This is a genomic window from Auritidibacter sp. NML130574, from assembly GCF_003185725.2.
In the GTDB taxonomy this organism is placed as follows: domain Bacteria; phylum Actinomycetota; class Actinomycetes; order Actinomycetales; family Micrococcaceae; genus Auritidibacter; species Auritidibacter ignavus.
This window is the reverse complement of the sequence record NZ_CP031746.1, coordinates 1,443,281-1,456,217: the sequence shown is the minus strand read 5'-3', so window position 1 is coordinate 1,456,217 and position 12,937 is coordinate 1,443,281. Positions and strand designations below refer to the sequence as shown.

At 54.8% G+C, this 12,937-nt stretch carries 13 protein-coding genes and 1 pseudogene; all 14 read right to left on the bottom strand.

The window, feature by feature from the left end; all coding sequences use genetic code 11:
* Positions 1-82: 82 nt before the first annotated feature.
* Positions 83-1,390: an ISL3 family transposase gene (locus tag DCC27_RS06625; protein ID WP_117328628.1), complete on the bottom strand. Its 1,308-nt coding sequence runs from the start codon at positions 1,388-1,390 to the stop codon at positions 83-85.
* A 97-nt stretch (positions 1,391-1,487) separates the two neighbouring features.
* Positions 1,488-2,012, bottom strand: a complete 525-nt coding sequence (locus DCC27_RS06620) for a hypothetical protein (protein WP_148707517.1) — start codon at positions 2,010-2,012, stop codon at positions 1,488-1,490.
* Positions 2,013-2,346: 334 nt separating this feature from the next.
* Positions 2,347-2,745 (bottom strand): NUDIX hydrolase, encoded by a 399-nt coding sequence (locus DCC27_RS06615; RefSeq protein WP_168186090.1) that lies wholly within the window; start codon positions 2,743-2,745, stop codon positions 2,347-2,349.
* A gap of 38 nt (positions 2,746-2,783) precedes the next feature.
* Complete coding sequence (locus tag DCC27_RS06610; protein ID WP_110099651.1) at positions 2,784-3,323, bottom strand: cob(I)yrinic acid a,c-diamide adenosyltransferase; 540 nt, start codon at positions 3,321-3,323, stop codon at positions 2,784-2,786.
* Positions 3,320-4,435: an ABC transporter ATP-binding protein gene (locus tag DCC27_RS06605; protein WP_110111074.1), complete on the bottom strand. Its 1,116-nt coding sequence runs from the start codon at positions 4,433-4,435 to the stop codon at positions 3,320-3,322. The genes DCC27_RS06610 and DCC27_RS06605 overlap by 4 nt, the downstream gene beginning before the upstream one ends.
* Before the next feature lie 19 nt (positions 4,436-4,454).
* Entirely contained in the window at positions 4,455-5,324 is an 870-nt protein-coding gene (locus tag DCC27_RS12820) for an ABC transporter permease (RefSeq protein ID WP_371682203.1), read from the bottom strand.
* A 24-nt stretch (positions 5,325-5,348) separates the two neighbouring features.
* Positions 5,349-5,609 (bottom strand): annotated as a pseudogene (locus DCC27_RS12665) (ABC transporter permease subunit); the annotation flags it as partial.
* A gap of 31 nt (positions 5,610-5,640) precedes the next feature.
* Positions 5,641-6,951, bottom strand: a complete 1,311-nt coding sequence (locus tag DCC27_RS12455) for an ISL3 family transposase (RefSeq protein ID WP_117328636.1) — start codon at positions 6,949-6,951, stop codon at positions 5,641-5,643.
* Positions 6,952-7,040: 89 nt separating this feature from the next.
* Positions 7,041-7,577, bottom strand: coding sequence for a hypothetical protein (locus DCC27_RS06590; RefSeq protein WP_110110599.1), 537 nt, complete (start codon positions 7,575-7,577; stop codon positions 7,041-7,043).
* Positions 7,578-7,618: 41 nt separating this feature from the next.
* The gene (locus DCC27_RS06585; RefSeq protein WP_168186089.1) at positions 7,619-8,701 is read right to left on the bottom strand and encodes an ABC transporter substrate-binding protein; all 1,083 of its coding nucleotides are present in this window, start codon (positions 8,699-8,701) and stop codon (positions 7,619-7,621) included.
* Between the two features lie 516 nt (positions 8,702-9,217).
* On the bottom strand, positions 9,218-10,009 hold the full coding sequence (locus DCC27_RS06580; protein ID WP_110099647.1) for a succinate dehydrogenase iron-sulfur subunit: 792 nt from the start codon (positions 10,007-10,009) through the stop codon (positions 9,218-9,220).
* Complete coding sequence (gene sdhA / locus DCC27_RS06575) at positions 10,009-11,802, bottom strand: succinate dehydrogenase flavoprotein subunit (RefSeq protein WP_110099646.1); 1,794 nt, start codon at positions 11,800-11,802, stop codon at positions 10,009-10,011. The genes DCC27_RS06580 and sdhA overlap by 1 nt, the downstream gene beginning before the upstream one ends.
* A gap of 82 nt (positions 11,803-11,884) precedes the next feature.
* Positions 11,885-12,388 carry a succinate dehydrogenase hydrophobic membrane anchor subunit gene (locus DCC27_RS06570; protein WP_110099645.1) on the bottom strand — a complete coding sequence of 168 codons (504 nt, stop codon included), beginning with the start codon at positions 12,386-12,388 and terminating at the stop codon, positions 11,885-11,887.
* 1 nt (position 12,389) lies between these two features.
* Positions 12,390-12,809 (bottom strand): succinate dehydrogenase, cytochrome b556 subunit, encoded by a 420-nt coding sequence (sdhC, locus tag DCC27_RS06565; protein WP_255410766.1) that lies wholly within the window; start codon positions 12,807-12,809, stop codon positions 12,390-12,392.
* Positions 12,810-12,937: the final 128 nt, after the last annotated feature.

Genomic DNA, 12,937 nt, shown 5'->3' with positions numbered 1-12,937 from the left:
AGACCCAACCGGAAGAGGCCGTAGCTGACCTTCCGATCCAGGCTCAGGAGCGGTCGGCGTGCCACCAAGGTAATCGGGCTCTTCACAATCGAGGGTGTAGACGGGGCTTGAATCCTCCGCTCTCGAGCAAGGACCTGGCGATGTAGTTGGTGAGATTCCGGAAGCCCAGGGCGGATCCGCGCAGGTGTTCGAGTCGTCCGTTGATGGCCTCGGTGGGTCCGTTGGAGGTTCCGGGGCGGTCGAAGTAGGCCAGGATGTCTGCCGCCCTTTTCTTCAGCGTCCTACCCAGACCGGCCAGCTCGATGAGCTTGGTCGGCACTGCCCGGCCCAGCTTGGCGATCAGCTGCTCCATCATCGCCCTGCCCTCGGCCCTGTCTGTCTGGCGGTAGGCGGCGACCATGTGCTGGTAGAACGCCCACGTGGCCTCGACCTCCACATGCTCGTCAGCCTCGAAGAGGTCCTGGATCCTGGAATACTGCTTCTCGGTGAGCAGGTCGGCCCCGGTCAGCAGGGTCCGGCGGGCCTTGTAGAGCGGATCCTGTTTGCGGCCCCGGTGGCCGTTCACCTGTTGCTGGACTCGCCGGCGGCATCGCTCGAGCGCGTCTCCGGCCAGGCGGACCACATGGAAGGGGTCCATGACCGTGGTGGCTTCGGGGATCTCCTCAGTGGCTGCGGTCTTGAAGCCGGTGAACCCGTCCATCGCCACCACCTCCACGCCATCCCGCCAGGAAGCCGGACGCTCGGCCAGCCAGGTCTTGAAGGCCTGTTTGGAGCGGCCCTCGACCATGTCCAGCAACCTCGCCGGACCGGTGCCGACGCGCAGTGGTGTGAGGTCGATGATCACGGTGACGTACTTGTCGCCACGCCGGGTATGGCGCCAGACGTGTTCATCCACGCCGATCGCGGTGACCCCGTCAAACCGGGCCGGGTCGTCGATGAGCAGACGCTTGCCCTCGGCCAGCACGGCGTCGTTGGCGGTGTTCCACCGCACCCCCAACGCCTCGGCGACCCGGGCGATGGTCAGGTGCTGCACGACCAGAGCTTCCAGGGCCCAGCGCAGGGCACGGCGGGAGAGCTTGGCCTTCGGCTCTGCCGCGGCGGTGGTGTCCTGGCGCCAGACGTGGGCGCAGTCGGCGCACCGGTAGCGCCGAACCGTGACGTGCAGAGTCGTGGGCCTCCAGCCCAGCGGCTCGTGCGCCAGCCGGCGGATCACCGTGCCCCGCGCGGTGCCCTGAGAACCACAGCGGTGACACCACTCATCTGGCTCCACCACCCGACAGGCCAGTACCGCCCGCCCGGGCTCCACCCGTTGCCCGGTAGCTTGAAGGCCGAGCTCGTCCAGCCGGCAAAACTTGGTCAGGTCACAGTCGTCGAAGGTAGCGTTAGGCACGTCGAGGTCTTTCAGATGGCTTGTGTAGGAACTTCCATCATCGGAAGGCCTCGACCTCTATCCAGCTATCGACGCGCCACTTCCCCGAGACCCCCGTCTACACCCTCGATTGTGAAGAGCCGGTAATCGTCGATGCCAACGCTCCGGCCACCCATGCTGGGACAACGGCCCGGGGCGCTTTTGGGTGATGCCTACGCAGACTGTCGAAGTCTGCGGTGTCGTAATAGTCCTGGGCAAATTCTTTGGCCAGATTGTCGTTGGCCGTTTGGATTGCGTGCGCCGTGGTCAAGCCCACAAGTGCACAGGTGGCGCCCCAGTACACCCATGACTTCAGGAAGGAGAGCTGATGTGGGTTAATAAGCGTGAGAGCAATACTAGTGGCGTTGAGGCCGACAGAGGTGAGATCGTTGTAGTCCGCATAGGAAATTAAGGTCTGTGGGGGTGCTTCAGCGTATGCTTGCTGTGGGCTTTTTGGGGTATGCGTCATCACACATCCGGTTCCGTCTACCAGGCGAACGCGCTGATCAGAGCATGCTAGTTGTACTCTTTTGTAATACTTATAGTTGATTTTACAATTGTCAAATAAAAGTAATGGATCTAAATAGGGTGTATCTTGAATCACGAAGTGTTCAGTGTATCGAACTGATTTAAATTAGGTTGCTCGTGCTGACTGCTTCAAAATGCCCTCGGTCGCAACCATGTGAGTGGCTACCTTACAGAATAACCTTTGAGGAACAATTCAGTGCCACCTAGGGTTCAAGATAAGAGGTTAGATGAAACGTTAAATATGCGAATGCCCATGTGTGGCAGAGTGGGACGACTGATATGTACGTGACGCGTTTGGGTAGAAATCAATTCTGTATGCCGATGCTCACTGTGCAATAAACACTAGCGCTTAACAGTGTTGGTTCAGATCCTGTGGCCTGGAATACAACACTCAGGGGCTCGTTGGTGCATTATTTGGTGTGAGCAATTTCTTCTAAATACTGCTGGAGTAGTTCACGGTCCTGAACGTGAGTTAAGGTTTTACACGCTATAGGTGCGGTTACCCACTGAATTTGGTCGATTTCGTCGTTGGCGACAAAGGTGCCTTCTTCGGCCACGGACATCACCCAGTAATGGACTTCTTTATTTGGATACTTCTTGGTTCCTAACTCGTGCCGAGGAATGCAAACACATGCCGTTTCTTCATGTACTTCTCTTAGGGCAGTTTGGAGAATATCTTCACCAGGATCTTGTTTTCCCTTAGGAAAAGACCAGTCGGAATATCTAGGCCGGTGTACTAAAAGATAGTGGAGTTCACCATTGATATCTCGTGCAACCAACCCTCCTGCGGCGATAATGGTATGATTCAATCGATCAATCCTTCTCTAAAGATGGCTGAAAAGCATGGTTATGTGAGATCTAATATTCCCTTCACGCCACCATCTTTTTCTTTTACAAATAACGTTACTGAATCTGCGGCCTCGATGATCTTTGTGGTTGCGTATCGTCCTGTCATGATGATGTTTGTTTCGGAAGACCTCACACCAATGGCTTCCGTGACTGCGTTTTCCGAGAGCCAACCGTGGGATACCGCATTTGTGATTTCATCTAGCACTACAAGTTTCTTTCCTGGACGTCCAATCTCTTCTTTGGCTGTTACCAGCGCTGTTTGAGCTAGAGATCGAGGATCTTTTGCACCCCACGTTAACGTTCTTGAAAATGTCAGCCATCGAATGCCTAGTATTTTTGCTCCAGAGGATTCTGCTAAATTCCAGGGGACACCCTTAATAAATTGGATGACGATGGTGTCCTGCCCTTGTCCTACCGACCTAAGGGCGTAACCGAAAGCTGCGGTACTTTTGCCCCATCCTTCGCCGTAAAAAAGCATAACTATGCCTGGCGATTCGGACCTTAGACTAGCATTAATTGTTGGTTGGTTTTCGTTCATGACATATTTCCGAAAAACACTGCGCCACTAGCTTCTATGTTTGCGCTGACTGATTGCCCAACGTCAAAGTTGCTTGTGCTTGTAGCGATAAGATCACGTTGGTCATGCAGGCGTACGCGAATACGGTATTGGCGACCCTCAAAATTGCAACTTACAACTGTACCGGCAATTCCATCTGAGTTTTCAGACAGAGTGACTGCATCAGGATGGATGTATGCAACCGGTTCGTCTGATCGTCCAGCACCGTCCTCGCGTGGACCGCACCATCGCCCTACTATTTCCTTATCGTTTAGAAGTGCGGTGGAGGAGGACGTGGGGGATGTAGAGATGTCTAGTCGGTCAAGTTCTAGACGGGTCGTGAAGCCTGTTATATTCGCTACCCAGCCGCTGGCTGGGGCGGTAAATAACTCCTCTGGTTTGGCAAGTTGGACCCTTTCGCCTTCGTGTAGTACAAGGATTTTGTCCGCGAGGCTGAGTGCTTCCGTAATGTCGTGTGTAACGTAGAGTACCGTCGTGTCGATTACTGAGAAGAGTTGCTTTAGTTCCTCTCGCATTTCGTCTCGTAAGGAGGCATCGAGATTCGATAAAGGTTCGTCGAATAATAATAAACTCGGCCGTGTTGCAAGTGCGCGAGCTATAGAAACACGTTGTTGTTGGCCTCCAGATAACTCCCCTGGTTTTCTGTTCTCTAATCCTGAGAGTTGTAGCATTTCCATAAGCTCTGCAACTCTTCGAGTACGGAGTTGAGAGTCTGTTTTGTTTCGACCGTATTTTAGTCCATATCCGATAGTTTGCCTGACGTTCAAGTGTGGCCACAAAGCGTAGTCTTGGAACACCATGCCAAGCCCTCGCCGTTCGGTTGGTACTTGGCGGGCAGGCGAAGATATCGTCTCGCCAGCCATTGATATGGTTCCCGCCGCCGGTCGCAAAGATCCCGCGACAATTTTCAATAAAGTGGACTTTCCACATCCTGATGGACCGAGAACTGCGAGCGTTGTGCCTTTTCCGACTTTCAGGGAAATGTTATGCAGTGCCCAGTCGTCGGTGCCATATTTAGCGCCTATACCATCAAGACGGAGACCTTCAGTAGGGTAATCACTGCTAGACGTCATCGCTGACCCCTTCCATGTTCTATTTCTGACGCATGAGTCTCTTGCCGACTATTTGGGAAAAGGCGACCAATATGATCATTAGGACCATACTGATCATCGCCCCTGCTGTTGCGTATCCGTAGTCACCTTTTTCGTACTCGGCGAGAATCTCAACCGGGAGTGTGTCGAAGGAGGGCGGCGCAAGCATCGTTGCGCCTGCGAGGTCAAAAACGCTTGCAGCAAGAACTGCCGCAAATGCTGAAATCACAGCAGGACCTACCAGAGGTAGCAGGATTGACCTAATTCTCCGAAAGAAACCCACACCTGTAACACTTGCAGCGGTCACTAAATTTTCTGATACTTGACCAAGCGCACCCATCTGCAATCTGACTGCTATAGGTAGTGCTGCCGCGACCCCAGAGAAAACGAGGAGCACCGGAGTTCCGTATAAATCTAAATTAATTGTATTTAGAGCTGGCTGATTCCAGACGAAAATATACCCCACGGCCAACACGATGCCGGGGACTGCTAAGCTTACCGTTCCGGCCAGATCTAACAACTTGTTGCCCGCAAAATTCGTGAAGGTCATCGAAATCGCCATCATGAGGCCGAGAAGAGTAGTTAAGAGGGCAACCACGACAGCGATAATTACTGAATTTCGAATCCCGTTCATCAAATTGGACCCCATTTCTAATGCCTGCTCGTAGTGGGCAAGCGTTAGATTGCTTATTGTGAATCCGTCTGCCAGTCGCTCGGACAGCGATACCTGAAGGGATGAACCGATTGGTATCCCAAGCGTTACAATAAAAGCAACTATCGAAATTAGGCTATATAGTCCTGAGATCCTGCTTTGTCTCTTTGTATTTTGAACCGAGCTCCCGGAGAGAAAACTGAAGGAGGAGCTCCTCAAGATTCTTAAGTATATGAATATCGCAATGGCAACGATTATTACTAAATAGAGGGATAAAACGCCTCCAAGTGCAAAGTTTACTGGACTTTGGCGCACGGACGCGTATATCGAATAGGGGAGAGTCGGAAAATTGTATTGAGACGATATGGCAGCAGGAAGACCAAAATCACCCAGCGTCTCTACGAAGACAAGCAACGCTCCGGATATCACTGCGGGGGCTAACAAGGGGAGGCGAAGGGTCCAGAAAACGGTCCAGGGGGATACCCCGAGCGAAGCGGCAGCTTCCCAGAGAGATGAGGTGTTCCAGTTTAGCGGCTCATCGTAATTGAGAGTGTAGAACCGGTCTGAAGCCGCCGGACTCGAGCAGACATCTCGCGATGTAGTGCGTGAGGTTGCGGAAGCCGAGTGCTGAGCCCCGTAGGTGTTCGAGCCTGCCATTGATCGCTTCGGTAGGCCCGTTCGACGTTCCCGGTCGGGTGAAGAACGCCAGGATATCAGCAGCTCGACGCTTCAGAGTCCGTCCTAACCGCTTGAGTTCGGCCAGTCCTGTCGGCAGATTCGTCGTCAGATCGTCGATGACTGTTTGTAAGAGCTTCTTGCCCTCGTTGCCGTCGTTGGTTCGGTAAGCGCGCACAATGTCTTGATAGACGGCCCAGGTGACTTCGACGGCGGTGAAGTTGGCGTCGGCGAAGAGGCTTACGATCCGCTCCTGCTGTTTGGCCGTGAGCAGATCAGCACCGGTGTGCAGAGTCCTGCGCGCCCGATACAACGGGTCTGTTGCTCGTCCGCGATGCCCGGTGGTCTCCTGCTGAATGCGGCGGCGTACCTCGTCGAGGGCATCACCGGCGAGTTTGACGACGTGGAACGGGTCCATGACTTCGACAGCCTCGGGCAGTTCCTCAACGGAGGCTGTTTTGAAGCCGGAGAATCCGTCCATCGCGACGACGTCGATGCCATCACGCCAGTCTTTCGGTCGGGCTTTCAACCATTGCTTGAACACCTGTTTCGATCGTCCGGGCACCATGTCGAGCAGGCGTGCCGGGCCTGCTTTCTGGCTGATGGGAGTAAGGTCGATGATGACGGTGACGTACTTGTCACCGCGCCTGGTGTGCCGCCAGACGTGTTCGTCGACACCAATGACGCTGACCCCGTCGAACCGGGCCGGGTCGTCGATCAGCAGTCGATGTCCCTGCGCGAGGATCGCGGAGTTCGCGGTGTGCCAGGACACGGCGAGTTTGCCTGCGATCACGGACACGGTGTCGTGGTCGATGACGAGGGCACGCAGCGCCCAGTCGAGGCCGGTTCGCGAGATCTTCGCTCGTGGTGGCGCCGCAGCAGTGGTGTTCTGACGCCATACGCGGCCGCATTCGACGCATTTGTACCGGCGGAGGCGAATGTGAAGCGTGGTGGGCCGGTGGCCGAAGGGTTCGTGGGCGAGGTGGCGGACGACGGTGTCGCGGACGATCCCGTGTCCGCCACACCGTCGGCACCAGTCATCGGCAGTGTTGGGCTGGCATTCCAGAATGGCTTTGTGCCCGGTGATGTGCTGGCCAATGCACGTGAGGTCAAGGGAGTCGAGTCGGCAGAATGTCGTGAGATCAGGAGATGAGAAAGTAGGCTTGGACACGTCGAGGTCTTTCGGATGGACTGTGTAAGAACTTCCATCATCGGAAGACCTCGACGTCTATCCGGGCAGCGCCACGCCGTGTCCTGGAATCACTGATCCACACCCTCAATTACGAAGAGCCAGTTTAGCGCAGCTGAAGTCGCCAGGTAAGACAACGGGAAATTGGTGAGTGCCATGACCGCAATTATCCCACCCGTGCTAAAAACTAATTGCGATACGTCGATTCCAAAAGTGTTTAGGGCAACTCCGCTTGGAGAAGCAAACATCACCCAGCCCTGGGCAATAATAAAGGATGGGCTGACAAGCAGAATCCAGACACATGCATCTATCAAGCTGGCAAATCGGAATTCCTTCGTGTGTCGTATGTAGGCGAGGGACATACCGATTAGGGTGCCTATGACCATGGAACCTGTGGCAAGCGTCAAGGAATTGAATAAACTCGCTTGCCAAAGCGGTCGTTCAAATATTTCTAGCAGAAGTTGTGGCTCGATCTGCCAGTCCCTTGTTAATCCCAATCCCGGGGCAAAGCCTTGTGCTATTACGAACAAGAGTGGTAGGCCGATCAAGACAAAGCAAATCGAGACCAGGATCCAACCAGCAGTCCGCGAACTATCGAGTGTTTTCAAAGTTGAACGTTCTGACCTTTGTGGTAGGAGGGATCTATCTCTTACTGAAGCTGCATATTGGCGAACCAGTCTTTTATCTCGGCTTCGTTTTCAGCGGCGAATTCAGCATCGGTGCTTTGGATATTTGGGTCTTCGGGTCGCGCGTCGGGCAGGCTGGATTGGTCTACGCCCTTCACATACGGCGTGATGATTCCATCGTCTTCACCCTCTTCCATCAAGTAGGTCATGTTGTCTGAATCCAGCATCCAATCGATGAGTGCGGCAGCCGCGCACGGTCGTGGAGTGTTAGCGCTAATCGCGGCTGCCCGGACTACTCCGGGTGATCCTTCGTCAGACCACACGATTTCGATCGGTTCCCCAGACTCCATAAATTCGTATGCGTGTTGCTCTTGGAGGATGGCGGTTTTCACCCCGCCCGTTGCCAATGCGGTCGCCACTGGGCCATTCTTGTCGTACAGGTTTAGCCCATTCTGATTTATCGTACTGAAATATTCCTCGGCTTCTTCTGTTCCGAGCTCTTGAAAAATCCAAGAAACGATGGGGTATGCCGGTGCTGCGACTGCCGGATCAGCGATGCCAACTGGCGCGTATTCATGTTTAGTCAAGTCTTCCCAAGTTTCAGGGGCGTCACTTTCTTCAAACTCTTCAGTATTGTAAGCGATCACCCCAGCGGCGTGCTCGGAAATCGGGATCCACGCTCCATCTTCTGGAAGTAAATCTTGTGCCTCCTCTTCAAGATTATTCAGATTTCCTACAGGTGGGTTTTCGAGGAAATAACCTTGCTGACGCAACGATTCCAAACTGCCGTGGCCGTCAAGGAGCACTACATCCCATTGAGGATTGTTGGCCTCTGCTGAGATACGCGCGAGTACCTCTCCGCCGCCTAAATCGGCAATATCCGTTTCGATGCCTGTATCCGCTGTGAATTCATCCGTCAGGGTTGGTCCCCAAGGGTTCATATACACCCTAAGACTGCCTTCTTCAGTGGAACATTCTTCGGCATCTAGGGCTGGAGCTGAAGCAGCTTCTTGCTCAGCATCATTTGAGGCAGGCCCACATCCCGCGAGTGACAGCGTTACGGTGATGGCCAAGCCGCCCACAAAAACCTTCCCTGCGTTGTTCATTAAGACCACAAGCCTTCCTGTCCAATTGATGTCCCTATTATTCATTAGCTTGTCTCGGATGGCGAAGCGTCACATCAAAAAGTGCTTACTAAGCCTCGTACGTGTCCATGCTAAGTGGAGGTGTTGCACTGAGTATTTATTGTGTAACAACACGGTGAACAATCGAGGTAAATTGCCGTCAAATTTTCCGAGTGATATTTACGTGTATTCCATCAAGAGTTTTCTATTAGATACTCTAAATTTACTGGAGGGACACTTTTCGGTAGATATGGCAGAAGCAGGCGAGGTGTGTGGGCAGATGAGCCTGAAGGAAGAGAATTTAGTACGCACTTGTCTGGTGTAAACGACGCTGTCTCCCCTGCGGTGAATGCGGGCGACCAGTAGATTTATGTAGCTGTCGGAACTAGGTTCGATTAGGTTGTCACCTATGTAAGTTGCGGGATAAAAAGTCTTGGCCCGGGGCGAGTGCGCGACGTGCGTACTCACCCCGGGCCAAGGGCCAAGTTTACTGGAGTGTTAGAAGCTACGGGCCAAGATAGCCTGCTTGACTTCAGCGATAGCCTTGGTCACCTGAATACCGCGGGGGCATGCCTCGGTGCAGTTGAAGGTGGTGCGGCACCGCCATACGCCCTCTTTATCGTTGAGGATTTCCAGGCGCATGTCGCCGGCATCGTCACGGGAGTCGAAGATGAAGCGGTGAGCGTTCACGATCGCCGCCGGACCGAAGTACTGGCCATCGGTCCAGAAAATTGGGCACGAGGAGGTGCATGCTGCGCACAGAATGCACTTGGTGGTGTCATCGAACCGTTCGCGCTCAGCAGCGGACTGAATCCGCTCCCGAGTCGGCTCCTGGTTGTCGTTGGACACCAGGAACGGCATGATTTCGCGGTAGGACTGGAAAAAGGGCTCCATATCCACGATCAGGTCTTTCTCGCACGGCAGACCCTTGATCGGCTCGACGGTGATCGGCTTGGTGTGGTCAAGATCCTTTAGCAGGGTTTTGCAGGCCAAGCGGTTGCGTCCGTTGATGCGCATCGCATCGGAACCGCACACACCGTGAGCGCAGGAACGACGGAAGGACAGAGTACCGTCGTGTTCCCACTTGATCTTGTGCAGGGCATCGAGCACACGGTCAGTGGGGTACATTTCCAGTTGCCAGGTATCCCAGTAGGCATCTTCCTGGAACTCGGGGAGGTAACGACGTACCTGAACGGTGACGGTCAGGGTTTCCAGTTCTCCGGCGCCACCCTGATCGCCGAGGTCAATCTGTGATGCCGGCTCGGCCGGTTCAGCATATGTTGCAGTCATCAGTACTTACGCTCCATCGGTTCGTATCGGGTTTGGACGACGGGTTTGGTCTCGAAGCGGATACCTCTAATGCCTTCGGTTTCCGATTCGGAGTCGCGGTAGAGCATGGTGTGCTTCATCCACTTTTCGTCATCACGATCGGGGAAGTCCTCGCGGTAGTGACCACCGCGGGACTCTTGACGGTGCAAAGCGGCAACGGTCATTGCCTCAGCGATATCGAGCAAGTAGCCCAGCTCCAGCCCTTCGAGCAGGTCAAGGTTGAAACGACGACCCTTATCCTGGACCGAAACGTTTTCGTACCGCTGACGCAGGTCGCCGATCTCGTCCAGGGCGCGACGGATCGATTCTTCGGTGCGGAACACCTGCACATCGGCGTCCATGACTTCCTGCAGGCGGGCACGCAGGTCAGCGACCTTCTCGTTGCCGGTCGCCGAGCGCAATTTCTCGATCTCGTCGACCACGAAGGATTCGCCGTTCTCAGGAAGTTCTACCCACTCAGCATCTTCGGCATAGCGAGCAGCGTCAATGCCAGCGCGACGACCGAAGACGTTGATGTCGAGCAAAGAGTTGGTGCCCAGACGGTTCGAGCCGTGCACGGAGACGCAGGCAACCTCTCCGGCAGCGTAGAGGCCGGGAACAACGGTGTCGTTGTCCTGCAGTACTTGGGCATCAATGGTGGTTGGAATACCGCCCATGAAGTAGTGACAGGTCGGGAACACCGGAACCGGTTCGTAATAGGGCTCCACGCCCAGGTACGTGCGGGCGAACTCGGTAATGTCAGGAAGCTTGGCGTCAATGTGGGCCGGCTCGAGGTGGGTAAGGTCCAATAGGACGTAGTCCTTATTCGGGCCACAACCGCGACCCTCACGCACCTCGTTGGCCATGGAACGAGCCACGATGTCACGTGGTGCGAGGTCCTTAATGGTCGGTGCGTAGCGCTCCATGAAACGCTCGCCCTCAGAGTTACGAAGAATACCGCCCTCACCGCGGGCGGCTTCAGAGAGCAAAATACCCAAGCCAGCCAGACCGGTGGGGTGGAACTGCACGAATTCCATGTCTTCCAGTGGCAGGCCGTGGCGGTAGGCGATTGCCATACCATCACCCGTCAGGGTGTGGGCGTTGGAGGTGGTCTTGAAAACCTTGCCGGCACCACCGGTAGCGAAGACAACAGACTTGGCCTGGAAAATGTGGATCTCTCCGGAGGCCAGATCATAGGAAACAACGCCAGCCACGCGCTTCTGTGTGTAAGGCGTGCCGTCTTCGCGGGTGGCTTCTTCATCAACCAGCAACAGGTCCAGCACATAGTATTCGTTGAAGAATTCCACGTTGTGCTTCACACAGTTCTGATACAGCGTCTGCAGAATCATGTGACCGGTACGGTCTGCAGCGTAGCAAGACCGTCGCACCGGGGACTTTCCGTGTTCGCGAGTGTGACCGCCGAAGCGTCGCTGGTCGATTTTGCCTTCCGGGGTGCGGTTGAAGGGCAACCCCATCTTCTCAAGGTCGAGCACCGCATCGATGGCTTCTTTAGCCATGATCTCCGCGGCGTCCTGGTCCACGAGGTAGTCGCCACCCTTAATGGTGTCGAAGGTGTGCCACTCCCAGTTATCTTCTTCAACGTTGGCTAGCGCCGCACACATACCACCCTGGGCAGCACCGGTGTGAGACCGGGTGGGGTAAAGCTTGGTCAGTACGGCGGTGCGGGTGCGTTGGCCGGCTTCAATAGCTGCACGCATCCCCGCGCCACCGGCACCAACGATGACAACATCGTATTTATGTACCTGAACCTGCATCTGGTGGAATCTTCTTTCTGTTAGGTCATCGAGTGGCTCGGAGTGATTCGGTGGGTCCGAGCGTTACGGAAAGATCCGGTCTTTAGCCGAATTGCGGCATGGAATAGCAGAAGCTCGGCGAACGGTCGAGCAGGTTGCCTGCGTCATCGACCATGCAGGGCTCAAAGGTGAAGATCACCAGGGTGCCCAGGACGATGATGGCGACCGAAGCTAAGTACAGAGCCATCTTCAACCAGAAGCGGGTGCGGTCTGAACTGGTGTAGTCCTCAATGATTGTAGCCACACCAAACGTTCCGTGGATCATGGCCAACCAGAGCATGACGAGGTCCCAGATCTGCCACAACGGGTTTGCCCACTTGCCGGCAACGAGACCAAAGTCAATCCCATGCACACCGTCACCAATCATCAAGTTGGAAAACAGGTGAACAAAAATCAGCACCAGCAGGATGGGGCCTGAAATGCGCATAAACAGCCACTTCAGCATTTCCTTGCTGGTATTCGAGCTGGAAGATTTCCGAGTGAATTTCGGGTCAATGGCACCGGTGCGCGGTGCTGCGATATTGGTTTCTTCGGTAGTAACGCTCATCCTAGACCCCCGCAAACGCTAACATCAGGTGGCGAACGGTGAAACCACCGACCACGACGACCCAGGCAATCAACACGATCCACAGCATGGTTTGGTGGTGTTTGGTGCCCTTTTTCCAGAAGTCCACCAGCACCAGGCGGATGCCGTTGAAGGCGTGGAAGACGATGCAGGCCACCAGCCCGACTTCGCCGATGGCCATCAGTGGATTCTTATACGTGCCGATCACTGCATCGTAGGCTTCCGGAGAAACCCGCACGAGTGCGGTATCGAGCACGTGGACCAAAAGGAATAGGAAGATGACGACACCGGTGATTCGGTGGGCCACCCAGGACCACATTCCTGCTTTACCGCGATAAAGCGTGCCCCTGCCGGATTTTCGAGTGGTTTCGGCAGAGGTGTCCGCGGTTGTCACAGTAGACACTTTGTAACCTCCCAAGGATGCAAGGGCGCTGGAGACACCCTCAATGTCTACGTGTCAGCGCCGGTGCGAAAATGCTTCCTTCGAAGATAAGGATAATCGCACCGGGGGGTCTGTACCCAAATGAGTCA